Here is a 24,195-nt window from a genome sequence, read left to right as displayed (position 1 = left end):
TGAGAGGAAATGAATATGCCGGCGAGCTTTAATGGAAATAACGGCAACAATGGAAATAACGGCAACAGTGGCAACGCCGGGGGCGGCGGCAACGCCTCGGGCAATTCCGCCGGATGGTTCTTTCCCGACCGGGTCGCTCTTCCGTTCATCTTCGCGCCTGCGGCCACTCCACCGGGTGGGGCCGTGGTGCCTGCCGGTGAGACCATCGGGGCGCTCGCCGTCATTGCGCACTCGAAGTTCCCCGATCGCAATTGGTCGGCGGAGTGGTACGCGTGGCAGTGCCTGGCCGAGTTCTCGGCCACGAGTTGGCGCGCTATGACCCCCGCATGGCCGCCCGGCATACCGCAGCTTCCGCCGGTCACCGCACAACCTCCGGCGTTTCCCGCCGTCCCGCCCGTGGATTGGCTCGGTAGCAACAGCGCATTGAACGTAACCGAGGAGATCCACGATCTCGTCATCGCGGCCGAGGAGGAACGGGCCGACGCGTTGGGCGAAATCGTTTCCCAGTCGGACGAATTCATCAGCTATTTTCTGAATTCATTATCGTCCCGACCCGGATCGTACCCGAATACGAACAAGGTTCTGACAATCGCAAGCCTAATTGGTACGTTCGTGGCGATGTATTTTAAGGGTCACTATGCGCGGCCACGCCCCTCGCACCTCTGCCCCGCACTTATGCCTCCCGTTCAAGTCCCGGGTCACGCATCTTTTCCGAGCGGCCATGCGACCCAGGCGCACCTCATGGCGCTGTGTATGCGCGACGTGCTCGCGGGCTCGCAGATGTACGACACCGCCGCGGTAGTTCTTTGGACCTTGGCTAACAGAATAGCGAGAAACAGGGAGATCGCCGGCCTTCACTACAAAAGCGACACGGATGGGGGCGTCGCGCTCGCGATCAGCACCTTACCGCTGCTGCAACAGTCTGCGATCGCGCCAGGCGCCAGCAAGTATCAGATCGCCGTCGATGCTGCGCGGGAGGAGTGGGCATGAGAGATCCATCGTCCGCTTCTGGCGGCGTCGATGAGCGTGTGCTCGATGATCTGCGGCGACGATTCACGGGCTTCGACGCGCCAGCCCAGCCGATCACGCCGGCCGATATCGATGCCACTCAGCTTCGTCGATTCGGCCTGCCGCCACGACCGGGGCCTGCGGCGTCTGGTATCTTGCACCGCGTGTGGGAGCGCGGGTTCGGAAAGACCTTGGCCCTCAGAACATTCGCTTTCGACCCCGTGGTCCGTCGGAGGATCGAGACGACCCCGTATCGGATCAGCGCGCAGCGCGCCAACCGCCTGAGTGCGACCGCGAGCCCGCTCGACACCAGCCGGAACTGGGCGGGCGCCTATCTGACGGCCAACGGCGGCCGACAGTTCGCCCAGATCTGGGGGGCATGGAAGACGCCTGAAACGCTGCGTTTCCCGGCCCCGCCGAACGCGGGGACGCCCGGCCTGCCCTATGCGTGCTCCCACTGGATCGGGCTCGACGGTCAGCGCCGGTATCTTGACGCGTCGCTGCCACAGGTCGGCACCGTCTCCCTGTTGCACGCGGATGGCACGGTGACGGTCGAAGCGTGGACGCAATGGTGGACGCGAGACGCCGCGCACAACGCGCCGACGTATCTCCCACTTCCCCTCGCCCCAGGCGACGAGGTGCTTTGCGTGCTGACGGCGATCGATGCGCGGCGCGTGGTTGCCGTCGTCGTCAATCTCTCGACTTCGCCGCCGGTCGGCATCGCCGTCCAATACGGCCCTCAGCCCGTCGACATCGGCGGCCAGACGATAAGTCCCAAAATCACAGGCGCCACCGCGGAATGGATCGTCGAGCGACCGAGCATCGTCGGAAGTTCGGACATATACAACTTTCCAAACTACGACAGCGCCGAGTTTGACCTGTGCGTCGCTGTCGGAAGCCCAGCCGCCGATTTCCCGGCCCTGTCATCTGGGGTTCCGCAGATCCTGCACGGGACTCGCTACATCAGGATGCTCGAACGCGAGCCCGACCCGGCCCGCATCGCGGTCCTGTCGCTTGCCAAGCGACGCAGCCCGACCGCGCTGACGGTGACGTACGGAGGTATGCGCTGACGCGCAGCCCTCCTGATCGATCAACTGCGATGGGCTGATCCGCGCCACGGGCGTGTCGGGGGTCGTCCCCGAGTCGGGCCACCCGCGCGACCAGCCCGCGGCGACGCCTCTAAGGTGAGCCCGCATGAATCGCCCCGCGCTCGACTGGGACCGGCGCCCGTCAGCGAGGTCTGGGTAGAACAGGTGCCATGCGTGGATCATCCGCGGCCAGATCTGCAGATCCACGGCGAAGTCGGCGGCGCCGGCAAGGCGGGCCAACCGCAGGGCGTCTTTGAGAAGCGTCTCGGCAGAACCGACTAGTATAAGTATCGGCGGCAAGCCGGCCACATCGGCGTTAAATTTATCCTGTGTGCCTTGAGGCAGCATTAGCTCGCAGCACAGGGGCGGTCAGATAAGTGGACCGGTACACTCCCTGGATCATCGGCCCGGGAAGCGATGTCCAAACAGCACGGACTTCGACACATGACCGGCCCCCGAGATACGGGGCTTACCGTGCCCAGCGCCCGAGACGCCGTTTCCACCGCTCGCCAGGTGCGAGGTTCGGCTCTGGCTTAATCTTGAGGGAGCGAAGCGCTGGCGAGGGAGCCGCCGCAGCGTAATCTTCCACTGGCAGCGGCACAGCGGCTACCGAGAGCGGGTAAGCAGGTGCAGCGTCAGCCAGATCTTCGAATGACGCGCACGGGGCGGGGGCGGTCTTGCGAGGCCGGCCGCGCGAACGCTTCATGCGGATCTCATCAGCAACCGGCATCAGCTCGACCGCCTCGGATACGATGAGGCTAGGCAGGACGCGACGCTGCTCTGGGACCGGTGCTGGCGGTTCGGAAGAGACGATCGTGCTGAACCACGGCGAGGTGACTGCTGGCGGGGCCGAGCGCCGAGGGATGACGGTCCCATGTCGACGATCAGTAGACTTGATCTCGACGGTGAACGAGCGCCGTGAATCTCTGCGCATATGGGTCCGAAATTGTCATGCCGATCCAAGTCGGCTGTAGCGGCCAGGCTGACCATACGACGCTTAACGAAGCGATATGGTGACTCATGGAGGCGGCGGCGGATGAGATAGCTCGTTGAGTGCAGCTTGGATTGGAGCGTGGGCAGCATTCGCTCGCCGCCCACGTCCTGGATCTGCCTACAGTCTGGATCGATAGGTTGTCCGCACCGAACAATCTCACTCGGCCGCGACGGCCGATGAAGCCTTCTTGCGGCCCTTGGTGGGCTTCGCGGCCGGCTCCGCAGCCTTCTTCGGCGTCTCGCTGATGGTCTCGTCGGTCTGGGCGGTCTTTGCCCCCGCCTTCCGCCGCTGCTGACCCAGCCCGAGACTCTTGGCGAGCGCCGAGCGCTGCGCTGAATAGCTCGCGGCCGTCGAGGGATAATCCCTCGGCAGACCGAAGCGCTCGCGGTATTGCTCGATCGTCATGCCGTTGCCGCTGAGGTGCCGCTTCAGCGTCTTGTATGGCTTGCCGTCAAGGAAGCTTACCAGCGCGTCGTCTCTTACGGACTTGCGGATCTGTGCAGGCGTAGGCTTCTCGACCGCGGACGTCTCCGGGGCGCCACCCTGGCCGAGCCCGGACAGAGCGGAGTAGACCCCGGAAAGCAGGGCCGGCAGTTCGGCGACCGGAACGCTGTTGTTCGACACGTATGCCGCCACGATATCGGCGCTCAGTTCGATATGGTTATTTTGCGGGGTGGGTGTGTTCTCGGACATGTTGTGATCCTTTCATGCTCATCCACACAAACGATTCGAACCGCATTGAGAGTCAAGAGATCGGGACGCCATATCTGATCCAAGTCCCGTTTTATTTAGGAATTTTCCCAATTGGATCGCCAGAGATCGTTTTTCCCATTCCTGGGCTTGTTCATTCTGCTACGCCTAACGCTGAGGTTATTTTAACCTTGGCGATTTGCAGTTACTCGGTAGGCGCCACAGCTAGCGGCAGCGTCAGGTCGTTTTATCAGCCACCCTGGTCCAACTTTACGCCGGTCGGGTTCTCCCACGACATCAGGAAGTACACTGAGCTGACCTTCGTCGGCGCGCGCAAATTTCGCCTGGCCTGCGTTTTTCTTTCGAATGCTCGCTGATGCTAAAATCATTCGCAATTATTTTTTAGCCGTCGGCAGGAAGGAACCAAGCAAATGACCAAGTTAATCCGGATCATCGACACAAAGCTCAACAATATTTTCCTCACCAAGATCAGCCAGCACGAGGCTCACAAGCGGGTTGATCTTCTGAACAGATGCGGGATCGTCCGCTACAAGGCCCGGGCGATCTGATCGGAGGGCCTCCGAGCCCTCTCCATCTCCGGGGGAGGGTAGCCAAGGTGATGTTAGTTCGGCAGCGACGAACGCGCACGGCATTCAGATCTGACTGGGTCTGAGACCGTCGCTCGAGCCACGCCATCTCAGCTCGATTAGCAAACCACCCATCTCTGATTGATTGAAGCGCATCCTCACGCCCGCGGCTTCGGAGATATCTCGGGCAATGGCGATACCGAAGCCCGTACCCGGGCGGCTTTCGTCCCAGCGTTGGCCGCGACCGATGCCGGAGATCGCGGCTTCGCTCATGCCAGGGCCGTCGTCCTCGATGGTGAGCTGCAGGCCCCCACCATCTACTGCCCCAGCCACTCGGACGCGGCGGTGCGCCCATTTGCGAGCGTTGTCGAGCAGGTTGCCCAGCACCTCCATCAGCTCGCCCTCTTCGCCCGGATAGGCGAGCCCGTCCGGCACGGCGATGTCCCAGGCAAGCGAATCGCCCTCCGGCAGCCGGCGCATGGTCGCAATCAGGCGCTCGGCCACCGGGGCGACCCGGCAAGTCCGGCGCCGCAGGTCGCCGGCTGCAGCGATCCGCGCTCGGGCGAGCGCGCGCTCGACCTGGCCCGCCATCGCCCGGGCCTGCTCGGCGATCTCCTCCGACAAGCCGGCATTGGTCGGCCCGTTCCGGCGCGCCAAGGCGTCCAGCACGGCAAGCGGCGTCTTGAGGCCGTGGGCCATGTCGGCGGCCGCGGCCCGGGCTCGGATCAGGGCACGCTCCTGAGCGTCGAGCAGCTGGTTGAGGTCGGCTACCAGCGGCAGAACCTCGTCGGGAAAATGATCCGGCAACCGCGTCCGGGTCCCGGCATGGACCGCGCCGAGATCCTGCTGCAGCACGCGGAACGGCGCCAGCGCCCGGTGCACGAACAGCCACAGGGCGAGGGTGAGCACCCCAAACAGGGCCGCCAGCCCAGGGACCAGCAGGCGCAGGAATGTGGCCCGGCTCGCCGCTAGGTCGCGACGGTCCTCCGCCACGACCACCCGCAAGCCGGTCTCGGCACCGCGCGGGCCAATCTCCAGGGGGCGGACGATGGCGATCAGCCGGCCGCCATCTGGCCCGGTGGCCTCCACGGTCGCTGGGGAGTCGCCGGTAGTGAGTCCCAGGTCCAGGCGCTTGTCCCAGAGCGAGCGCGAGCGCAGGACCTGGCTCCCAGCCTCAACCTGCCAGTACAGTCCGCCATAAGGCGTGGCGAAGCGCGGGTCCGGCGGCTCCCGGGAGACGATCGGGCTCCCATCCGCGGCGAGGTTGACCCGGCCGGCGATGAGCTTGGCGGTCCGGTCGAGCTCGTCGGCGGTGCGAACGTCGAGCACCCGGTCGAGGATCACCGTTAGGCCGACGCCGGCGAGCAGCAGGGCAAGCCCGATGAGCGCCGCCGCCGCCAGCCCCAGCCGCAGTTGCAGGGAGTCGCGCCTCACGTTGCATCCGGGATGCGGTAGCCCTGGCCGCGACGGGTCTCGATTACCCCGGACCCGAGCTTGCGACGCAGGCGGGTCAGAAGCGCTTCAAGGGCGTTGGTCTCGCGCTCGGTGCCGACGCCGTGAAGGTGGTCCAGGAGTTCGCCTGCCGGCACGACCTGCCCCTGCCGGTGCAGCAGGAAGGCCAGGAGCCGGTATTCGAGGGCGGTCAGTTCGGTCGGTCGGCCCGCGACGCTCACCGCTCGGGTGCGGGTGTCGAGTTCTACGTCTCCGGCCCGGAGCACCGGCGAGGCGTGGCCGGCCGTGCGCCGGAGGATCGCTCGTAGGCGTGCGTTCAGCTCCTCCATGCGGAACGGCTTGACCAGATAGTCGTCGGCGCCGGCATCGATGCCCTCGACCCGTTCGCGCCAGCCATCCCGGGCCGTGAGGATCAGCACGGGCAGCGCCACCTCCGCCGCCCGCAGCCGCCGCAGCACGCCGAGCCCGTCGAGGCGCGGCAGGCCGAGATCGAGCACCATCGCATCGTAGGGCTCGGTCTCGGCGCGGAACCACGCCGCCTCGCCGTCCGCGACCACGTCGACGACGTAGCCGGCATGCTCGAGCCCGTGCTTCAAGTCCGCGGCGATGCGCGGTTCGTCCTCGACCACTAGGACGCGCACGGCCTGCTCCCGCGCTCAATCATCGTCGTCTTCGTCCAGGATCTTGAGGGAGCCAGCATCGACCTTTACGGAGCGGCGCTTTCCGTCGGTGCCGAGAATGCGCAGCTTGTACAGCCACTGCCCATCGTCGCGCTTGAGATCGACCGCCACCACGTCTCCCGGCACCGCCTCGCGGGCGGCGCGCAGGATCTCGTCGAGCGGGCGGATCTCGCCCTTCTCCAGGGCGCGACGGGCGCGATCGGCATCCTCGGAGGCGTGCGCCGGCCAAGCCACGCAAGCGAACAGCATGAGCGCGGCGCGTCGGGACGGGAGCTGGATCATACGGGCTCGGGCTCGGCCATGACGGGGAGAGGTGGGGTCCGGTCGCCCGAAATCATCCCGTGACCGTACAGGCATAGCTCCGGTTGCCTGACGGCAGGCTGACAAGGGCCGTCAGGGTTGCGAGGCGGCTCTCAAGCAGAAGGGGACCAGACCTCTTCCGGAGACGACCCATGTCCCTGATCCTCGGTGCCCTCCTCGCCTGCGCCGCCGGCCTCGCCGGTACCATCCTGTGCCCCGATGAGACCGGCCGCCGCTCGCGGCTGCCTTTGCTGGCAGCGTTACTCGCAGGCGGGCTCGCATGGCATGCCCCCGCCCAAGCAGGCGAGACTCTACGCGGCCCAGCCAGGGTGCTCGACGGCGAGACCGTTGTGGTCGGCGTCAGCCGCATCAGCCTCTACGGCATCGTAGCGCCGGATGCTGACCAAACCTGCTCAGACACACAGGATCGGCCCTATGCATGCGGTCGAACGGCGGCCCGAGCGCTCAAAGACCATATCGGCGGCGCTATCATCGCCTGTGAACCACGCAGCGGTACGGCCGGGGGTGCGGTCGAAGCGATTTGCCGGGTCGGTGACGAGGATCTTGGCGCCTGGATGGTCGGGCGTGGCTACGCCGTGCCAGATCGGACCCATGGGCTGGACTACACGAAGGCCGCCGAGCGGGCGTGGGGGCAGCATCTGGGTCTGTGGTCCGGGGTGTTCCAGGACCCAGCTGAGAGACGGATCAGACAGGTCGATGTCGTCCCTGCCACATAACCCTCGTCGCCTGACGTAGTGCACTACGAGTGTTCCTGTTGCGCTGCAGCACTACAATTGCCTCTGGCGCCCGTCTCAACAGCTGGCGCCATCAGAGCCTCGGGCACCGCGGTGACACTTTTGTCCGAGGCTGAAAGCCCGCCCGATCCAGCATCGTGGCGGGCTTTCCTATGCCGGTATTTGGGGTATGGTCCGCGCGATTTCCGACTCCCCCGAGTTCGAGGTCACAACCTTCGCCCGCCCGGTTCGCCGGCGCGGGCTTTTTCATGGCCTCTGCTCTCCCATAGGCGTTGACGGCAGTGAGCGGCTCGACCTCGGCAACGGCACCATGCGGATGCCAGATGGGGCGATCCGGTCGATCGTTCCGGAAGCCCCTGCCGGCGGCGTCGGCGGGGTCGGCGCTCGGGGCGCATCGGGCAACACGTCGATGCGTTCGGCAAGCATGTCGACCGGCTGGGCGACATGGTTTTCCACGGCCAGATCAGTTTCGCGGTCACCGGCGGCGGGCGACGGCGCTCAGGGTGCGGGGCCGCAGCGGCATGACGGACGATCTTGGGATCTCTAAGCCCGGGACCAAGGACGACATGGCCGACTGGCTCTGACCGTGGGTAGCCTCGGGCCGCGCAGACCGGATGGCGGGTGATCGAGGGTGGGAGGAGCATGCCCGGGCCTGCACACCCAAAGCGCCTTGTCGCCCTTCCAGACCCGACGTAGCGTCTGACTAGCGAAGCCTTCGGGTCGGGGCGCCAATGCAGCGATCGGCGATGGCAGCCCGCTCGGCGTTGATCGGGAAGGCCGGCGAGATGATGGTGGCGGCCGAACTGATGCGCCGTGGCGTCGAGGTCGCCCAGCCCCATTCCGATGTAGGCGTCGACCTGCTGGCCTATCGCCTGGAGCCGGCCTCGACCGTGCCGAGTCGCATCGTTCCGGTCCAGGTCAAATCAGCCTCGAACGTTGCCTTCAACTTCCACAAGAGCTGGCTCAGGAAGTCGACCAACCTTGTGCTCGTGTGGCGGCTCGAAGCCACGCCCAAGTTCTACGTCTTCGACTCGTTGGCGAGGATTGAGGAGGCGCTCGGCGCCACGTTCAGCGCGTCCAAGTTCTGGGCCGAGAACGGGGTCTACGCGGTAACGAACCCCGGCGCTGCGGTCTTGGAGCGGATGACCCCATATCGTAATCGGTGGGATCGCATAATCGGGCAGTTGTGAGCGCGGCTGGAAGTCCGATCACCCGCGTGCCGCCCGCCAGCCGGCCGCCTTCGCCTCGTCCTCGCTGCAGAACATCCTCTCACCGGAGCCGGCGTTGATCACGGTGCGCTCGTAGTCCCGGGTCCCGGGCAGGTGATAGATCTTATCGCCCTTCCGCGAGATGTTGCCCTTGATCGCGCAGGTGACCGGCGCTGGCGCCGGCGCGGCTGCCGGGGGCTTCTCCATCTCCGGCCTGGTCTCGACGCCACCCGCACGCTTGGCGCGCCGCCAGTCCGACGGTGGATCGAAGGTGCCAGCCCAGAGCCCGCGCTTCGCAGCTCTCGCAGTCGTCTCGGCCGGGACGTAATCGCGGGAATACCGCTGGTAGGCTGTGGCGAGGCCCTGCTGGACCATCCAGGCGTTCAGATCCTCCGTGCCCTTCCTGCACACCGCAACGGTGCGCCCGTAGCGGTCCGTGTCGCGCGGCTCGCAGGAGATGGGAGCCTCGCCGATCCGGTCGGCCAGCGCCAGCGCCGCCCGCTGGCCGCAGCGATAGTCCTTGCCCGCCGCGTCCTGGCAGAGTTGAGCGCTCTCCGGCGCGTCAATGCCGAACAAGCGAATGCGGGTTCCGTGGATCACCACGGTGTCGCCGTCCGTGACGGAGGCGCGACCGGTGATGGGCTCGGCAGCCAGAGCGGGGCCGCTCAGCAGCAGGAGAGCGAGGAGGGTGTGGCGCATCCCGAAGCGATAGCCGATCCGCGGCTTCCGGCAACCGGTTCGAGAGCGCGATGCCGAGCCAAGGACGGACGATCGAATGGCGGTGCGGATACTATGCTTCCGCAACGGGTTGCTCGTTATCGGCTGAATCGGAGAACCGTTTTGAAGCAGCTCCTTCTTGGCGCATGCGCCCTAGCCTTGTCATCTTTCGTACTCTCACAGACGACAGCGCCGGCTGATGCGCGCTCACGTCACATGAAGTCGGCCAAGCGGACGGGCATCCCCATCACGAACAACACCGGCGGGCGTGGCTCGTCGAGCTCGGCCGCTGGTGGCAATGCAGGTCAGCCTTCTCGCGGGTCACGTTCGACGGGTGGCAGCGGCGGTGGTGCCGGCAACGGTGGCGGCGGTTAAACGGCACAGGCTGCGCAGTTTAGCCACCGCAGGCTTCCATCGTGGTGGCCCGCCACATGGTACGTGAACGCCAGCGTCGAACTCCGCGGTGACACCTTTGTCCGAGGCTGAGAGCCCGCCCGATCTGTCATCGCAGCGGGCTCTCCTGCGCCTGCAATGCTGATACGGTCGACTCGTTGCCTGGCGTAACGCACCGGGGGACTCCTTGACCTTCGCCCGCCCGGTTCGCCGGCGCGGGCTTTTTCGTGCCGTGCCGTTCGATCAGTGCCGGGCCTTTGGGCGATCGCCGACGAAGTACCTTGTGCCCACGGCCTCGATCATCGTGAGGAAAGCGGCGTGCGCTTCTGCTTCGGTCGCAAACGTGGTCTCCCACCGAACGCAGCCGGAGAGATGGACCACCTCCATGCGCCACCGGCCTGTCTCCCCTTCGAACCGGTAGATCTCGACCTCGACCGTCTCGCCGTCGCGGGCGAACGCGCCCAACAGCGAGGAATGCTCGAATTCGCGATCGTCATCGTCCATGCGGCCCGATCCTGTTCCCTGACCCGCCGCTAACGCAGGGTATAGTCGTGGGGCAACAACATATTGGCTGGCGACAAGAGCTGGTAACCACCCGGCGCCATCCTGTCTCACGAGCCGCGTTGCGTATCGGCTCACTTAGGTGAGGCAATCGAGACCCATGCCGCCACATAGCAAGCCGCTAGCTCCCACCGCTCGAGGCGAAAAAGCTGGCCGGCTTGCAGCGAGCGAGATGATCAAGACGCTGAGCCCGGAGACAGGCAGCGTCGAGGGCGTCGTGCGCCGGCTTGAGCAGGTCGGGGTCATCGTGGCCCAGGGGCATCAGGAAGCCGGCATGCTAACTTCTGAAGTCCGGGCGTGGCACATCGGCTTCGAAGCGGGGATGCGCCTCGAACTCGGAGAGCACATGCGCCGCTTTTGATCGGCCGAGTTCCGCCCCGCCCCATGAGCAGATCGGGGCAGGGCCGAGCGTAAAGGCCCATGGCCCGGTGACGTGGAAAGGAGCGGGGTTCAGCTGAGGACCTGAATCACTCAGCAGTCGGCGGCGGAGACGCAGGGCCGTAGCGTTCCGCCAATTCAGCTCGCCCAGCGTCGGTGATTTGATACTCGATGCTGCCTAGGGCCATGTCGGTTCGTCCGGTCGCGTCGATCAGCTGGAGCACCTCCAGCCGCCGCAGGTAGGCGGTCACTTTGTAGAAGCGCGGCCCGTCTGCGGACAGTAGGCGGAGCTGGTACAAGCTCATGGGCGGAAGCTTGTGCATCGGCCCCTGAATGCCTGCGAATTGCCAGCCGACGGCACGGCTGGCGAACAAGCTGAACTGCCCCCTTGGAGCGTCGTTCCCAGACCGCACTCGGTTAGGGTCGAGAGAGCGGACCTATCCGCAGGACTCGGCTCAATTCAGGTTGCCGGCAATGGCGCTGAACTTGCCGCCAAGCCGCGAACCCACGAGCCTGAGCGAGCCGATGATGACGACGGCGATCAGGGCGGCGATCATGCCGTACTCGATAGCGGTGGCGCCGGTCTCGTCGCGGGCGAACCGCTGCAGCAGCCGAGGCATCACGGGGATCCTGCGCCGGTCAGGGCTCACAACCCCGTGATACCGATGGCGCGTTTACGGCTTGTGAAGAACCGCTACCAGGTCCCCACCAATCCCCTGTTGAGTGCGTTTCGCCATCATCGACGATGAAGGCGACGTCTTTTCGTGTCTGGGGCGCTCGAAGCGCCTGACAGGGCTGGCGTTCTCCGACGCGATCCACAGTCCTCCACCGGGACGCTGCCAGCCCAGGGCGTGGCCTGCTGAACCGCGCGGCCGGATCTGGCATGTTCCACCTTCGTTCCAGAATGGAGGCGATGGCGTTGGGGTCTCTGCGGGATGTTCTGCCCGGGCGGGTCTACGTGGACTGCTCGTCCTGCAAGCGGTCCGGTCGGTACTCGGTCGCCAGCCTCCGCGAGCGGTTCGGGCCGGACATGTCGACGCTCGACATCCTCCGCACCCTGACGGCCTCGTGCCGCTACCAGCGGCCGCCCGGCTCGCCGCCGGCCCGGAAGTACGAGCACCTGTGCCTGGCCGCGATCACGCTTCCGCCGCCGGCCAGACCCACGACGCCGGTCCCGCCGGGCGTGCCGTTCACGATCGAGGTGTGGAAGGAGACGGGCGGCTGCGTCGAGGCGCAGCTCGCGGTGATCTACCCCATCGCCATGGCACGAGTCGCGTTCGAGGCCGCTTGCGAGCTGTGGCCGAAGCACGAGGTCACGCTTCGGGATCGGTGCCGGATCGTAGCGCGGCGGGAACGGCCGGAGGAGACCGTCGCGGTCCCCGCCATTACCGCGGGTTCGGCGGCCACACGCTGACGATGGTACCGCCGCCGTCCCGACGGAAGGACTGGCATTCGACGTGGATAGCCTTGGAGTCCGCCTGGCTCAGCTCGTCCCTGTCTGCGGGCGCGGTCTTATGGCAGCGCATCGCCAGGCGCCCGGCTTCGGCCGCGGGGACCTTGAGGGAGGATGAGGCTGCCTTGCCAATCAGGTCGAAGAAATCGTTTGGGGGGTAGGCCGTCTCGACGTTCAGGCTGATGTGGCCAGGTCCGACGCCAATGCGGTCGCGACAGCTCAACATGAAGCTCTCAGCAAGGGGGTGCCACAGGAACACATTGTCCCCGCTGGGCGACCGACGCACGAAGGTTGCACCGGTCGCCTCGACCATCTCGGCGGTCTGCACGTCGCATGGATCGGCGAGCGCAGCGGTCGGAAGGCAGCCGCAAAGGATAGCCAGGATCAGAGTGCGGTGCATAAAGTCGTCGTGCTGTCCGCTTCGATGAGGTGCGTCTATGCAAAGTAGCCACCGGAATGGCGGTGTTGAGGGCAGCTGACCCGCTCGCCTTACCCAAGGTTGCAGGTATCATGCCTCAGCTGATCCATTCCGAGACGCTGATCATGAAGCCTGCCGACGCGGATCTCGGCGTGACGATCGATTTCGCCAAAGGCACCGCCAGCCCGCGCCGCGTGTTCGGCGGTCTTGTGACGATCCTCGAAGGGCTGGAGGGGCTTGACCGCGTCGTCATCTCGGCACTCGACCCACGCATCGTGCCGCTGATGGTGCTGGAGGACGTCGAGGCGGCCTCAATCACCGCTTGGGTGCGCACACGGCTGCGCCAGTCCGACGACGAGGTTCTGAAGTCCGGCGACTGGAAGAAGGCGGTTGGCTCGATACTGGTCAAAGGTAAGCATCGAACCCTGGAGTACCTCGACGCCAAGCACGCGGTGAACGAGGGCCAGCGGCTCGTACAGCTCAGAGACGACCTCCAGGCGCTGGCCGAATCGTCCCCGATCCGGCATCTGCCGCAGCCGGCGCAAATTGAGTTGCACGACCTCGTGAGGCCGCTCGATCAGATCCAGGCCGGCAAGGCGGCACTATCTCCGGGCGACCGGTTGCTACTGACGACGGATGCCGGTGCCTACGAGGCCAACGTCGCGGATACCAAGCGCCCGAGCGAATTCGTCACCGAAGCCGAAGGCAGCATGTCGAGCGGTGTCCTGCCGATGCAGTTGCTGGTCAGGCGGCCGGACTACCTCGGCGAGGCTAAGTGGGAGTTCAAGCACGGGCGGGACACCGTGACGGCTGCGATCCTCGACGAGGTGTGGCTGCAACGGTTTCGGGCGGGTGCGGTACCAATCGTGCCAGGCTCTGCACTCGCCTGCATGGTCCGCTATGCCTACGCCTACGATAAGGGCGGTCGGTTGACGTCGGTCCAGCACGATGTGGTCGAGGTCCAGCGTGTCATTCCGCCGACGCACGGGCCCGACGAGTCGATTGATTTCGTCGGGCCCTGAGACGCCCCGTATCCCGCCTATCAGCCGCTGACTTCTGCAGCGGGTGTCACGAGCGGAGGCGTCTGCTGGTGCTGCACAACGCGCCAGACCTCGTGCTCCAGCCGTCGGTAGGTCGAGGTGCAGCGCGCCTCGTACGTCTCGCCGTCGCGGCTCGCCTTGGCACGGTAGGCGATCACGATGAGGCCTTCCTGCGGACGGCTGATCCGCTCATCCGAGATCTCGATCTCAGCCCACCGCGGTGTGGACGCGACCGCCTCGATGGCCTGGGTCCCGCTGAGGACGAATGGCGGCTGTGGCAGGACCATGAGGCATTCCTCGTCCACGAGCTCACGGTAGTGCTCGGCGTCGCAGGTCCACAGGCTCTTCTCGAACGACCACACGCGATCATCGTCCACAGCGCTCTCCCTGATTCTTCGGATTGTAGAGGAAAGCGGACCGCCGACACGTTCGTTCCGCCTGCGACCTGGAGCAGACGCGCTGGACACCCGCCCGGACCTACGCGGCAAAGCTGAACGATGTCGACCGCCTCCTACCTCTCCCGTTGCACGCTCGCCGCCGAGCTCATGATCAGCGAGCGGCGTTGACGAGCTCGTTCGCAGCGGTCTCGCGCTGCCCGGGATGACGTGATGCTTTTCGCGGGCAGGTAGCTGCAGCCCTCCTTCGCCAGGACGGCGGTAGTGATCGAATCCGGCTGGAAAGGGCCTGAGAAATGGTGACGGACTGATCGGGACTACCCTCCGGACCCATCAAAACCCAGGCCGGACCGATCTCGTGTAAGTTCTGCCTTGCCGCAAACCCAAGGTAGGCCACGATGGATGACGATCAGGACCGGGTCGTTGACCCAAACGGACCGCCGCCTTGGATTCACCTGCTCTCGCCGCAGCAACGCGACTGGCGGGCAAGGCAGCACATGATGGGCCGCAATCCCGACTCATACATTCTGGAACAGTTGGATGATGCCGGCGCTTGGCCGCCAAGAACCAAGCATCGCACCCGTCGCAAGCCTGCGGCCCCTGGCCGTTCTGTTGGATGAAGATGACGCTGGCGGCTTCAAGGGCGGTCACTTCAGGAAGGCGATGACGACACACGCAAAAAGCCCGGCTGCTAAAACCATGAGCTGAGGATGCTCATAGCCGATGCCGTTGAGGATATTCACGGCTCCCGCCGACAGGACCGCGACACCCAGGATTATCGCGACCCGGATGACTTCACTTCAGATAGCCCTTCGCCTTCAGGTGTTCGGTGAGGAGCGTCAGTTCATGCTCTCAGGATCCGACACTCTCACGCGCCAGCCTCATTGCTCTCAGGCGCGCTGTCCGCTCCTCAACGACCTGACGCTTCTCCTCGATTTCAATCCAGACCTCCGTGGAGTTCGTCTCGCGCGTCTCAGCCTTCAGGTGCAGACTTGTGTGATCGTTGGAGCGTATAATCGGGAAGTGAGACATTGGCCCTCCGCGATGATTGGGAGTGGTTGAGATGCAAGCACTGTGTGTCAGAGCTTCTTCAGCTCGCCCGTGGACCCATCCCGTTCCAAACGTGCAGCCTTCAGCCGAGCCGTGTTCTGATCCGCATCGCTGATACCCGGCGCGACGGAGGTTTTGTCGCCAGGATGATCTTGTATCTTGGCGAACGCGGCGTCGGCCTGCTTCCGCTCTTTGCTATGATTTTCAGGCAAACTGGATTCCTTAGTTTGCGCCCTCAGGATCCTCGCGGTGCCGCACGTAGCCCTGACCGGTGAGCCAAACTGTGAGCGCGTAGCGATCAGTCTACCACAGGCGCAGCAGGTACCCACCTGCCAGCACGACGACGATGAGGGTCACGGCCGAGATCCCGATTTTCTTTGCCGCCTCGGACCCCTGAAAAACGCCGCGCCGGCGGTTCCGGGGCCGAAAGGCTACGATCTTCGGATCCGACAGGTGCTGGGGCAGGCTGTCGGGCAGCCTGCGCTTCGATCGTCCCATGCGCATGTTCGCTTTCCTACGGCCGCCGTATCGCATGGAGAACTTGCGTCAGGTGCCCCACGACGTCGTCACCCTTCGTCGCAGCCGGGCCAACCTGGGGAGCTACCTCAGCTGGCTCGGCACGCTTGGCCACTTCCATTAGCACGTGCTCCACGGAAGGCGGCCACGGGGCGCCGTTGTCTTGGAGCATTCTGGCGGCCCGGACGAGCATGATGAACTGCTCTGGCGGGATCGTCGTGCCCGCCTCGTTCTGTTCGAGGATGCGGTTAGCGATTGCCGTCGCGAGCCTGGCGACCTCGACCAGCTTGTCGGGCTCAGCGTGGGAGCCCGTCACTTCAGGTAGCCCTTCGCTTTCAGATGCTCGGAAAATGAGGCCATCAAAGCGTGTCCCATATCCAAGCCGCCCCCATCATGGCTCCTCCCCCGCACAGCAGGACGATCACGAGGTAACGATGAAAACGGTCGGAGAGGTCAGCGGGCATGACGGGGGCCTACTAGAGCGTCACCCTTGATGGCCGGAGACTGAGGGCCGCCACTAGGTCCAAAACTAAACAGTTCGCCAATTCAGTTTTCGCGTGATCTTCAGGCCACAGCATCCTGCGCCAGCGCCACGGCCAGTTGGTCCTCAGGCCTTCCGCAGTCGCACACCCGGCCCTTCGCCGTTCTCCTCGATGATGTAGGTGCCTCGGCCGCCCGGGTTCTGGGACGGAAAGCCGAGGAGCCGGCTGCGCCTCAACCTATGCCGTTGGCCAAGACGCAGGCTGACGCGGTGGAGCTGAGCGGACTCAACATCTCCCAGCTCAGCAATCTCTTCGACGTGTTCAAGGCGATCCACCACCAGTGGCTCGAGGTAGGCTGTCAGCCGTTCGCAGAGAGCCATGACCCAATCGTCGGCGTGCGTCCGAATGCAGCTGGCGATCTTGCTGAGCAGGAAGCCTCGCGTGCGGCCCTGATCCGTGACCGCATCGCCGATGAGGCGCGTCTGCGAAGGCCGCAGGACGACTGGCAGCGCGACGAAGCCCTAAGCCTGCGCATCAAGGACGAGATCTTATGCGAGGGGGCGATCCGGGATCGCGATCTCCTCATGGAAGCCGTGAAGGCCTGGGGCTGATCATGAGCAATGTCGTTCCATTTCCCACCAGCCGTCGGGTGATGGCCAAAGCCATTCCGCGGGAGGAGTTCGAGCAGCTCGCGCTCGATGTCGTAGAGCGGATCGTCGCGCTGTTAGATGATCAAGATCGAGGGCCTGCCGCCCAAGCCGGCGACTGGGTTTTCCAGCCCGACAATCTCCACAGCATGCAAATCCAGGCCGGTTATGTTGGAATTGAAATGGAGCGATAAGCCGGACACCGACGACGTTTAGACGTTTCAATCCGGCTGAAGGCGGCAAAATGCTCTACGATTGATGTTAGGCAAGGGATGAACATGACGGACTCGGTGCGCAACAACGTCGACCAAAGCCGTTTCGAGCTGGGGGCCGGCGATGCAGTTGTGTTCGCAGATTATCGGCGCGAAGCAGGCTGCCTCATCATCAGCTACGTCTACTCACCACCTGCCTTGCGAGGCACCGGAGCTGCTGGACGGCTCATGGATGGCGTGGTGGCACAGGCCCGGGCAAGCGGCGAGCGGATTGTACCTCTGTGCGGCTACGCCAGGACTTGGCTGCACAGGCACCACGCGCACCGCGATCTGATCGCGTGAGGTAGCCAACACAGGCTATTCAGATCAATTGAGATCGTCGGCCTTGGCATAGCAAGGTGCGTGGCCGCTCCTTTGAGTCCAGGGACTTCTTAGAAGCGGCAGGTTTATTAGGCGGCGGCACCACCGGCCACGTAGCTGCGCCAGCCGCCGAACTGGGTGATGTCGTCCGCACCTGCGACGCCAGCCGCCTCGACGAGAAAGCCCTTTGGCGCCGTCCCGTCGGCGAGCCGCAGGGTGCCGATGCCAAGGGGCGTCGGGATGGCAGCCACGAAGTCGCCGAAGGCGGCGGGCGGCAGCGCCCAGACCTCCGTCTCGATGTGGCTGCCTTCGCCCGCGGCCACCCGGAGTAGACCCGGGCGCTGCGGCGGCCCGCCCGGCAGGGCGTAGAGGCGGTAATCGGGCCGGGTCGTCACCGCGCGCAGGTAGCGGGCGCCGCGCTCAGTCAGCTCGCGGTTCAGGGGCAGGCCGGAGAGATGCGCGCCGACGACCGCCAGCTCGATCTCGCGCGGGCCGGCCCGGACCGGGCCCGGCTCCACCGCTGGAACAGCCATCGTGCTGGCGCCGATCCGCTCAGCGGAGGCCGCATGCAGGCGCGCGCCGAGAGCGGCGAGGAGGCCGTCCGACCCGCGCGGCGCGAGCAGAGTGATCCCTGCAGGAAAGCCGTCTTCCCGTTTCCGCCCCGGGACCGCAAGGGCGCACCAGTCGAGCAGATTGACGAAGTTGGTGTAGGTCCCGAGCTCGCTGTTCGGGCCGATCGGGTCGGCCACCAAGGCCGCGCAGGTCTGTGGGCGCGGATAGGTCGGCACCGCCAGCACGTCGACGTGCTCCCAGACGGCATCCGCATCCCGGCGCAGATCTGCCCGGCGGTAGAGGCCCGCGAAAGCGTCCGCGGCGCTGTAGCGTTCGGCGGCGCCGATCACCGCCCGCGTGGTCGGGTGCAGGATCCCAGGGCGCGTCTCCATCACCGGGCGGATCGCCGCGTAACGCTCTGCGACCCACGGTCCGTCGTAGAGCAGCGCCGCCACGGCGAACATCGGGCTCAGGTCGACCGGCGCCGCCGCACCGGCAAGTGTTTCAAGGTCGGCGACGGAAGCAGCGAAGGCCGCCTCCGATAGGCCGTCGCCACCGAAGCGCAGGCTTGCCGCGTCCGGGAGCCCGAGGCGCAGGCCCGGCGGGAGCCCCACGGGGACGGGAGCTACGGGCAGCGCCCGCGACCAGGGATCAAGCCCGTCGGGACCCAACATGACGCGGAAGGCTGTATCGGCGTCGGCGACGGTACCAGCGAAGACCGAGAGCGTGTCGAGGGTGCGGCAGGCTGGGAGCATCCCGCGGCTCGAGATCGCGCCGAGGGACGGCTTCAGCCCTACGACGTTGTTGAGCGCAGCCGGCACCCGACCAGAACCCGCCGTGTCGGTCCCAAGGGCGAACGACACGATCCCATGGGCGACCGCCACCGCCGAGCCACTGCTGGAGCCTCCGGGCACATAGGCTGGGTCGATGGCATTGCGCGGGGCAGGATGGGGCGTGCGCAGGCCGACGAGCCCGGTGGCGAACTGGTCGAGGTTAGTCTTGCCGATCAGGATCGCCCCGGCAGCGCGGAGCCGTACAACAGCGTGCGCGGTCTCGGTGGGGGTGTAGGCGAAATCCGGGCAGGCCGCGGTGGTCGGCAGGCCAGCCACGTCGATGTTGTCCTTCACGGCGAAGGGCACGCCCCAGAGCGGCATTACCGCGAGGTCGAAGGGTGGGAGCGCGGCCGCTTCGGCTTGAGCCTCCGCCTCTGGCACCAGCGCGAGGAAGATACCGGGATCATCGACTGTCACGAGTCGCCGGTAGCACTCGGCTACGACTTCGCGCGGGTCGAGGCCCGCCGCATAAGCTGCGTGCAGAAGCGGAATCATCGGGAAGGGGGGCACTGAGGCTCTCCTCGTCTTTGGCCGGCTCGGAGGTTCAGGATTCGTCACCAGATCCGAGATACCAGTCGAGGATCTCGGTCCCCTGCATGAAGACCGCGTCGCTGCGCGCGACCAGGGCGTCCAGCAGCCGTTCCAGCAGGCCGATGCGGTGTGGAACGCCGGTGATGTAGGGATGGATCGCGAAGCTCATCACCTTGGCGCCGCCGAGCGGACCGGGACCTGCGGCCTCGGCTGCGAGGCGGTCGAAATTGGCAACCGCCCGCTCGACGAACTCGTCGGCCCGGTGGTGCTGGATGGCCAGCAGCGGAATGTCGTTCAACTCGACGGAGTACGGCAGCGCTACGAGGGACCCGGTGCGTGTCGCCACCCGGCAGGGGCGATCGTCGACCACGAAATCGCCGACGTATTCGATACCAGCCTCGTGCAGATGATCGGGCGTGTCGAGGGTCTCGGTGAGGCCCGGGCCGAGCCAGCCGCGCGGCGGACGCCCGGTGACCTCTGCGATCGCCGCGACCGTGCGCGCGATCATCTTGGGCTGGTCCTCGACCCGGTGGGTCGGGACCTGATGGAAGCCGTGGGCCATGAACTCCCAGCCGGCCGTGTGGGCTGCCTCGGCGATGTGTGGATAGGCGGCGCAGACCGAGCCGTTGATAGACAAGGTCGGGCAGATGCCCCGGCTGGTGAACGCCTCGAGGAAGCGCCAGAAGCCGACCCGCATGCCGTACTCGTGCCACGCCCAGTTCGGCAGATCGGGCAGCAGACTCGCGGCGGTTGGCGGTACCAAGATCTGGCGCGGCATGGGGTGGTCGATCAGCCAGTGCTCGACATTGACCACCGGCCAGACGGCGACGTGTTGGCCCCCGGGCAGCGCCAGGCGCGGCCGGTCGACGGCGGCGCGGTAGGCGAGGCGGTTCTCGGGCCTGCGGGGATCGTCCAACGCGATGTCCATCAGGCAGCCGCCCGCGGCGCGTGGTGACTATGGAGCTGCGCGGCCAGCATCCGGCGCAGGTCGTTGAAGGCCGGGCTCGACACATCGCGCCGCCGCTTCAGGTCGATCGAGTGCACCGCCTCGATCCGGCCGGGGCCGGGTGACATCATCACGATGCGGTCGGCTAGGAAGATGGCTTCCTCGATGGCGTGGGTGACGAACAGGATCGTCAGACCCGTGCGCGACCAGAGATCGAGCAACTCGTCCTGGAGCCGCTCCCGGGTCATGGCGTCCAGCGCCCCGAAGGGCTCGTCCATCAGCACCACCTCCGCCTCGTTGGCGAGCACTCGTGCGATGGCGACCCGCTGCTTCATTCCACCCGAGAGCTGGTGCGGATAGGCGTCGGCGAAGGCCTGGAGGCCGACGAGCGAGACGTACCGCTCGATGACGTCACGCACCTCGGCTGCGGGCCGGCCGCGCGCCTTCGGGCCGAAGCCGATATTGTCGCGCACCGTGAGCCACGGGAACAGGCCATAATCCTGGAAGACCATGCCGCGGCTCGGCCCGGGGCCGGCGATGGGCCTGTCCCACATCAGAGCGGCGCCAGCACTCGGCGCCTCGAAGCCGGCGGCCACGCGTAGCAGCGTCGACTTCCCGCAGCCTGAGGCGCCGAGCAGGCAGACGAACTCGCCTCGGGCTACGGTGAGGTTCGCCTCGCGCAGCGCCTCGGTCCTGCGGCCGCCCGCCGTGTAGGTCTTCGAAACCGCCCGCAGGTCGAGGATCGGGATCGAGGGATCAGCCATGGGTGGGGCTCCAGGCAAGCAGCCGTCTTCCAAGTTGCATGACCAGCCAGTCGGAGACGAAGCCCGCAACCCCGATCACCGCCATGCCGCAAATCACGATCTCGGTGCGCGACAGCTGGCGCGCCTCCATGATGATCGCGCCGAGCCCGGTCTGAACGCCGGTCATCTCGCCGACCACGATCACCACCCAGGCAAAGCCCAGGCCCAGCCGGAGACCGGTGAAGATCGACGGCAGGGCGGCCGGCAGAACCACCCGGGCGAACTGCGCTGGCCCGGTGCAGCCCAGCATTGCGGCCGCCTCGAACAGGCGCGGTTCCACCGAGCGCACCCCGAACACGGTGTTGACCAGGATCGGATAGAACGCCCCAAGGAAAACCAGGAAAAACGCCGAGCGCGGACCAAGGCCAAACAGGATCATCGCCAGTGGAAGCCACGCGGTGACCGGGACCGGTCGTAGGACCTGGAGAACTGGATCGAGGAGCGCCCGGATGAGCGGGACGCGGCCGATCAGAAGGCCGAGCGGTAGGGCTGCGGCAGCGGCCAGCGCGAAGCCGCCGTAAACGCGGCCCAGCGAAGCCGCGAGATGCGTCCACAGGGTGCCGCTGAAGGCGTCGTCGTTGACCCCGCCAACCGCGAGATCCTGCATTTCGGTCCAGACATCGGCGGGCGGCGGGATCAGGCTGTAAGGCCGGCCCGCGGTGGCGACCTGCCAGACGGCGACGAGCAAAGCTGGTACCACGCAGGCCAGCCCCAGGCGGCGCAGGCGTGCGATCCCGGAGCTGGTCTTAGCTGCAGGCGCGGAGCTCGATCCGACCGTAGACGCCGGCAGTGCGCCGGCCTCAATCCCGGTGCTCACGCCCGCCCCATCGCATCGACGAAACGGGTGTCGATGAAGCCGGGCTCCGGCAGGCGCTTGATCTGCTTGAGCGCCAGCATGTGCTGGGCGTAGGCCCCAGCCTGCCTCACCTCGTCCGGCCCAAGGCGCCAAGTCAGCTCGACGTTCGGGGCCGAGAGTTCCAGCGCCTCGCGCTTTTGCCCGAGCTTGACCACCGCCATGGCGATCATCGCGCCGCGGTCTCCAGCAGCGAAATCCGTGGCCTTCCGGTGGATCTCCAGCATGGTCCGGACGAGGTCCGGACGCTCGGCCAGCGTGTCGCGGTGGGCGCCGAACACCATGTTCAGGGCCCCCATCTCGGTGCCGTAGGGATACTCGACGAGCTGCCCCACCCCGGAGGCGAGGCTGACGCCCGGCCCTGGCTCTGCGCCGACATAGGCATCGATATCGCCGCGGGCCAGCGCGATGTGCATCTCCGAGAAGGAGATCCGCACGGGCGTGATGTCCTTTACGGACAGTCCTTCCATGCGCATCCGTTCGAGGACGAAGACCTCCTGGGTGCTGCCGGGCCAGATCGCGACCCGCTTGCCCCGCAGGTCCTTGATGGCGCGGATGTCAGAATCCTTTTTGGCAATCACCGCCATGCCGCGGTTGCAGGTAGAGGCGATGACCACGAGCGGCTCTCCGGCTGCGGCTCCCAGCGTCGCGGCGGCGATGCCGAAGGTCCCAAAATCAACCGACTTGGTGACGACGGCGTTCTTGCATTCCGTGGGGCTCTCGAAGGGCACCACCTCCACCGTCACGCCCGCGGGAGTGAAGCGCTCGTAGAAACTCGGCGCGATCGAGTGGATGAGCTTGAGCGATCCCATCCGGATCGTGACGGGCGTGCCCTGGGCGCGCGCGCCAGACAGGGGGCCAAGGGCGAGGCCAGCCCCGAGACCGGCCAGAAGAGTGCGGCGGCGGATCATCGAATGGCTCCTTCAGAGTCCCGATGCTGCAAACGCTAGGATTCTCCCCTGTTGCAAGGAAGTGCTATTTGATGATCGCGCTGTTGCTTCGCAGGCAACGGCGCTCATGGTGAAGGCATGAAGCACCTGCGCACGGTCACCTATGTCGCCGAAGTCGCCCGGGCCGGCTCGATCCGACGCGCGGCGGAGCGTCTGAACCTCACGCCGTCGGCTCTAACGCGACAGATCCAGGACCTCGAATACGAGCTCGGCACGCCGATCTTCGAGCGCTTGCCACAGGGAATGCGGCTCAACGCGGCCGGCGAGCTCTTCGTCCGCCACATCCGCGATCAGGCCGCGGATCTTGAGCGGGTGCGCTCGCAGATCGCCGACCTGTCGGGGGTGCGGCGAGGGCACGTGGCCCTGGCCTGCAGCCAGGCCTTCGTCACGCAGGTGGTGCCGGAAGAGGTGGAGGCCTATCGTGCACGCTTCCCGCAGGTCGGCTTCGCGGTGCAGGTCCGCGACCACGCGCAGGGGGTGAGCGCCCTGGCAGCCTTTGAGGCGGATCTCGCCCTTATCCTGCAGCCGCCGCCCTCGGCGGAGCTGCATCTCCTCTATTCCGGCCAGCAGACGCTCTGCGCATTGATGCGCAAGGGCCACGCGCTGGCGGCGGAGACCGGGCCTGTGCGGCTGCGCGACTGCCTGACCCATGCCCTGGCGCTGCCCGACCACTCGCTGGCCATCCGCCACCACATGGAGCACGCGCTGGCCCGGCGCGGCGTCGAGCTACGGCCGGCTGTCGAATCAGGGTCGCTAGAATTCTTGCGCAATCTGACGCTACGGGAGGACGTGATCAGCCTTCAGATCCCCAGTGGCATCCCCCAGGATCCGCGCCTGCACAGTCGTCCTATCGACACGCGCGATCTGACGCCGATGACGCTGGTTCTCGCGCAGCTGCGCGGGCGATCCCTCTCGGTGGCCGCGGCGAAGTTTGCCGATCAGCTTGTTCTTCGACTCAATCGAGAAGCAGTCTGACCGATCGTTTGGTTGGGCATTACCAGTATCGCTTGATGAAGTAGCTTTTATATTCTAGTAATTTTTTCGGATGCGTCAGACGATATTAAGAAAAAAATACAAATTGAAATTTTTATCTATCGAGTTATAAATCACATGCATTAATTACGATCTAAATCTGTTGTAACATCTATCAATCATCAATTAATGTCATCAAAATTGCGATCCATGTTCTAATATTGCTTTTGCGCTACATATTACTCGTAATTACCCACCCCCTTGCGCGGGTTGGGTTTCGCTGATTCCCTCGTGGGATGGTTCGTACCGATCTTGAGCGGCTGAGCCGCGAGGAGTTGATCGAACTGGTGCTGCGGCTGCAGCGTCCGGAT

The 24,195-nt window shown here is 65.7% G+C and carries 31 protein-coding genes and 1 pseudogene; 14 read left to right on the top strand and 18 right to left on the bottom strand.

The window, feature by feature from the left end:
- Positions 1-15 precede the first annotated feature (15 nt).
- Both FV242_RS12075 and FV242_RS35445 read left to right on the top strand, forming a co-directional pair.
- On the top strand, positions 16-990 hold the full coding sequence (locus FV242_RS12075) for a phosphatase PAP2 family protein (RefSeq protein WP_187278403.1): 975 nt from the start codon (positions 16-18) through the stop codon (positions 988-990).
- Positions 987-2,078 carry a G1 family glutamic endopeptidase gene (locus FV242_RS35445; protein WP_147939092.1) on the top strand — a complete coding sequence of 364 codons (1,092 nt, stop codon included), beginning with the start codon at positions 987-989 and terminating at the stop codon, positions 2,076-2,078. The genes FV242_RS12075 and FV242_RS35445 overlap by 4 nt, the downstream gene beginning before the upstream one ends.
- A gap of 105 nt (positions 2,079-2,183) precedes the next feature.
- Here FV242_RS35445 and FV242_RS35440 read toward each other — a convergent pair.
- Together FV242_RS35440 and FV242_RS12060 are read right to left on the bottom strand one after the other, a co-directional pair.
- Positions 2,184-2,414: pseudogene (locus FV242_RS35440) on the bottom strand (alpha/beta hydrolase); the annotation flags it as partial.
- Between the two features lie 832 nt (positions 2,415-3,246).
- Positions 3,247-3,783 carry a MucR family transcriptional regulator gene (locus FV242_RS12060; protein ID WP_147939090.1) on the bottom strand — a complete coding sequence of 179 codons (537 nt, stop codon included), beginning with the start codon at positions 3,781-3,783 and terminating at the stop codon, positions 3,247-3,249.
- Positions 3,784-3,797: 14 nt separating this feature from the next.
- On the opposite strand from FV242_RS12060, the gene FV242_RS34505 reads away from it, so the two are divergent.
- Both FV242_RS34505 and FV242_RS34500 read left to right on the top strand, forming a co-directional pair.
- Positions 3,798-4,157 (top strand): hypothetical protein, encoded by a 360-nt coding sequence (locus FV242_RS34505; protein WP_187278402.1) that lies wholly within the window; start codon positions 3,798-3,800, stop codon positions 4,155-4,157.
- 54 nt (positions 4,158-4,211) lie between these two features.
- Positions 4,212-4,349, top strand: a complete 138-nt coding sequence (locus FV242_RS34500; RefSeq protein ID WP_187278401.1) for a hypothetical protein — start codon at positions 4,212-4,214, stop codon at positions 4,347-4,349.
- A gap of 84 nt (positions 4,350-4,433) precedes the next feature.
- Here the strand turns inward: FV242_RS34500 and FV242_RS12055 are convergent, their stop codons facing one another.
- From FV242_RS12055 to FV242_RS12045, 3 genes are read right to left on the bottom strand one after another with little or no spacing between them, the layout of a single operon-like run.
- Entirely contained in the window at positions 4,434-5,801 is a 1,368-nt protein-coding gene (locus FV242_RS12055) for an ATP-binding protein (protein ID WP_147939089.1), read from the bottom strand.
- A complete protein-coding gene (locus FV242_RS12050) occupies positions 5,798-6,460 on the bottom strand; it encodes a response regulator transcription factor (RefSeq protein ID WP_147939088.1) in 663 nt (220 codons plus the stop codon). Before FV242_RS12050 ends, FV242_RS12055 begins: the two co-directional genes overlap by 4 nt.
- 15 nt (positions 6,461-6,475) lie before the next feature.
- Positions 6,476-6,781 carry a PepSY domain-containing protein gene (locus tag FV242_RS12045; RefSeq protein WP_147907885.1) on the bottom strand — a complete coding sequence of 102 codons (306 nt, stop codon included), beginning with the start codon at positions 6,779-6,781 and terminating at the stop codon, positions 6,476-6,478.
- 170 nt (positions 6,782-6,951) lie between these two features.
- Here FV242_RS12045 and FV242_RS12040 point away from each other — a divergent pair, with 170 nt between their 5' ends.
- The gene (locus tag FV242_RS12040; protein ID WP_147939087.1) at positions 6,952-7,536 is read left to right on the top strand and encodes a thermonuclease family protein; all 585 of its coding nucleotides are present in this window, start codon (positions 6,952-6,954) and stop codon (positions 7,534-7,536) included.
- 764 nt (positions 7,537-8,300) lie between these two features.
- The gene (locus FV242_RS12035) at positions 8,301-8,744 is read left to right on the top strand and encodes a hypothetical protein (protein WP_147939086.1); all 444 of its coding nucleotides are present in this window, start codon (positions 8,301-8,303) and stop codon (positions 8,742-8,744) included.
- A gap of 18 nt (positions 8,745-8,762) precedes the next feature.
- Here the strand turns inward: FV242_RS12035 and FV242_RS12030 are convergent, their stop codons facing one another.
- Positions 8,763-9,461, bottom strand: a complete 699-nt coding sequence (locus tag FV242_RS12030; RefSeq protein WP_147939085.1) for a thermonuclease family protein — start codon at positions 9,459-9,461, stop codon at positions 8,763-8,765.
- Between the two features lie 654 nt (positions 9,462-10,115).
- Positions 10,116-10,376 (bottom strand): hypothetical protein, encoded by a 261-nt coding sequence (locus tag FV242_RS12020; protein ID WP_147939083.1) that lies wholly within the window; start codon positions 10,374-10,376, stop codon positions 10,116-10,118.
- Between the two features lie 229 nt (positions 10,377-10,605).
- Between FV242_RS12020 and FV242_RS12015 the strand changes: the two genes are divergently transcribed.
- Positions 10,606-10,794: a hypothetical protein gene (locus FV242_RS12015; protein WP_147907891.1), complete on the top strand. Its 189-nt coding sequence runs from the start codon at positions 10,606-10,608 to the stop codon at positions 10,792-10,794.
- 106 nt (positions 10,795-10,900) lie between these two features.
- On the opposite strand, the gene FV242_RS12010 is transcribed toward FV242_RS12015, so the two are convergent.
- Both FV242_RS12010 and FV242_RS12005 read right to left on the bottom strand, forming a co-directional pair.
- Positions 10,901-11,185, bottom strand: coding sequence for a hypothetical protein (locus FV242_RS12010; RefSeq protein WP_246692680.1), 285 nt, complete (start codon positions 11,183-11,185; stop codon positions 10,901-10,903).
- Between the two features lie 81 nt (positions 11,186-11,266).
- On the bottom strand, positions 11,267-11,431 hold the full coding sequence (locus FV242_RS12005) for a Flp family type IVb pilin (RefSeq protein ID WP_147939082.1): 165 nt from the start codon (positions 11,429-11,431) through the stop codon (positions 11,267-11,269).
- Positions 11,432-11,694: 263 nt separating this feature from the next.
- On the opposite strand from FV242_RS12005, the gene FV242_RS12000 reads away from it, so the two are divergent.
- Positions 11,695-12,225, top strand: a complete 531-nt coding sequence (locus FV242_RS12000; RefSeq protein WP_246692679.1) for a hypothetical protein — start codon at positions 11,695-11,697, stop codon at positions 12,223-12,225.
- Here the strand turns inward: FV242_RS12000 and FV242_RS11995 are convergent.
- Positions 12,197-12,664 carry a hypothetical protein gene (locus tag FV242_RS11995; protein ID WP_147939081.1) on the bottom strand — a complete coding sequence of 156 codons (468 nt, stop codon included), beginning with the start codon at positions 12,662-12,664 and terminating at the stop codon, positions 12,197-12,199. The genes FV242_RS12000 and FV242_RS11995 overlap by 29 nt on opposite strands.
- Positions 12,665-12,774: 110 nt before the next feature.
- Here FV242_RS11995 and FV242_RS11990 point away from each other — a divergent pair, with 110 nt between their 5' ends.
- A complete protein-coding gene (locus FV242_RS11990) occupies positions 12,775-13,704 on the top strand; it encodes a hypothetical protein (protein WP_147939080.1) in 930 nt (309 codons plus the stop codon).
- 20 nt (positions 13,705-13,724) lie between these two features.
- On the opposite strand, the gene FV242_RS11985 is transcribed toward FV242_RS11990, so the two are convergent.
- From FV242_RS11985 to FV242_RS11975, 3 genes are all read right to left on the bottom strand, one after another.
- Positions 13,725-14,099: a DUF4440 domain-containing protein gene (locus FV242_RS11985; RefSeq protein WP_147939079.1), complete on the bottom strand. Its 375-nt coding sequence runs from the start codon at positions 14,097-14,099 to the stop codon at positions 13,725-13,727.
- 1,097 nt (positions 14,100-15,196) lie between these two features.
- A complete protein-coding gene (locus FV242_RS11980) occupies positions 15,197-15,379 on the bottom strand; it encodes a hypothetical protein (protein ID WP_147939078.1) in 183 nt (60 codons plus the stop codon).
- Between the two features lie 91 nt (positions 15,380-15,470).
- Positions 15,471-15,671: a hypothetical protein gene (locus tag FV242_RS11975; protein ID WP_147939077.1), complete on the bottom strand. Its 201-nt coding sequence runs from the start codon at positions 15,669-15,671 to the stop codon at positions 15,471-15,473.
- On the opposite strand from FV242_RS11975, the gene FV242_RS34495 reads away from it, so the two are divergent.
- From FV242_RS34495 to FV242_RS11955, 4 genes are all read left to right on the top strand, one after another.
- Complete coding sequence (locus FV242_RS34495; protein WP_187278400.1) at positions 15,664-15,807, top strand: hypothetical protein; 144 nt, start codon at positions 15,664-15,666, stop codon at positions 15,805-15,807. The genes FV242_RS11975 and FV242_RS34495 overlap by 8 nt on opposite strands.
- A 603-nt stretch (positions 15,808-16,410) precedes the next feature.
- Entirely contained in the window at positions 16,411-16,776 is a 366-nt protein-coding gene (locus FV242_RS11965; RefSeq protein WP_147939075.1) for a hypothetical protein, read from the top strand.
- Positions 16,777-16,778: 2 nt separating this feature from the next.
- A complete protein-coding gene (locus FV242_RS11960) occupies positions 16,779-17,006 on the top strand; it encodes a hypothetical protein (protein ID WP_147939074.1) in 228 nt (75 codons plus the stop codon).
- Positions 17,007-17,084: 78 nt separating this feature from the next.
- The gene (locus FV242_RS11955; protein WP_246692678.1) at positions 17,085-17,366 is read left to right on the top strand and encodes a GNAT family N-acetyltransferase; all 282 of its coding nucleotides are present in this window, start codon (positions 17,085-17,087) and stop codon (positions 17,364-17,366) included.
- A gap of 107 nt (positions 17,367-17,473) precedes the next feature.
- Here FV242_RS11955 and atzF read toward each other — a convergent pair whose 3' ends face one another.
- Genes atzF through FV242_RS11930 form a run of 5 tightly spaced genes read right to left on the bottom strand, consistent with a single transcriptional unit; the run spans position 17,474 to position 22,813 of the window.
- Positions 17,474-19,264 carry an allophanate hydrolase gene (atzF, locus tag FV242_RS11950; protein ID WP_147939123.1) on the bottom strand — a complete coding sequence of 597 codons (1,791 nt, stop codon included), beginning with the start codon at positions 19,262-19,264 and terminating at the stop codon, positions 17,474-17,476.
- 49 nt (positions 19,265-19,313) lie between these two features.
- Positions 19,314-20,228, bottom strand: a complete 915-nt coding sequence (locus FV242_RS11945; RefSeq protein ID WP_147939073.1) for a polysaccharide deacetylase family protein — start codon at positions 20,226-20,228, stop codon at positions 19,314-19,316.
- Positions 20,228-21,010 carry an ABC transporter ATP-binding protein gene (locus tag FV242_RS11940; protein WP_147939072.1) on the bottom strand — a complete coding sequence of 261 codons (783 nt, stop codon included), beginning with the start codon at positions 21,008-21,010 and terminating at the stop codon, positions 20,228-20,230. Before FV242_RS11940 ends, FV242_RS11945 begins: the two co-directional genes overlap by 1 nt.
- Positions 21,003-21,839 carry an ABC transporter permease gene (locus tag FV242_RS11935; RefSeq protein ID WP_246692684.1) on the bottom strand — a complete coding sequence of 279 codons (837 nt, stop codon included), beginning with the start codon at positions 21,837-21,839 and terminating at the stop codon, positions 21,003-21,005. Before FV242_RS11935 ends, FV242_RS11940 begins: the two co-directional genes overlap by 8 nt.
- Positions 21,840-21,862: 23 nt before the next feature.
- Positions 21,863-22,813, bottom strand: coding sequence for an ABC transporter substrate-binding protein (locus FV242_RS11930; RefSeq protein WP_147939070.1), 951 nt, complete (start codon positions 22,811-22,813; stop codon positions 21,863-21,865).
- A gap of 117 nt (positions 22,814-22,930) precedes the next feature.
- On the opposite strand from FV242_RS11930, the gene FV242_RS11925 reads away from it, so the two are divergent.
- Positions 22,931-23,827 carry a LysR family transcriptional regulator gene (locus FV242_RS11925; protein ID WP_147939069.1) on the top strand — a complete coding sequence of 299 codons (897 nt, stop codon included), beginning with the start codon at positions 22,931-22,933 and terminating at the stop codon, positions 23,825-23,827.
- Positions 23,828-24,195 lie beyond the last annotated feature (368 nt).

The organism is Methylobacterium sp. WL64, assembly GCF_008039945.1.
Taxonomy (GTDB): Bacteria; Pseudomonadota; Alphaproteobacteria; order Rhizobiales; family Beijerinckiaceae; genus Methylobacterium.
This window is presented reverse-complemented; position numbering and strand designations above follow the sequence as displayed.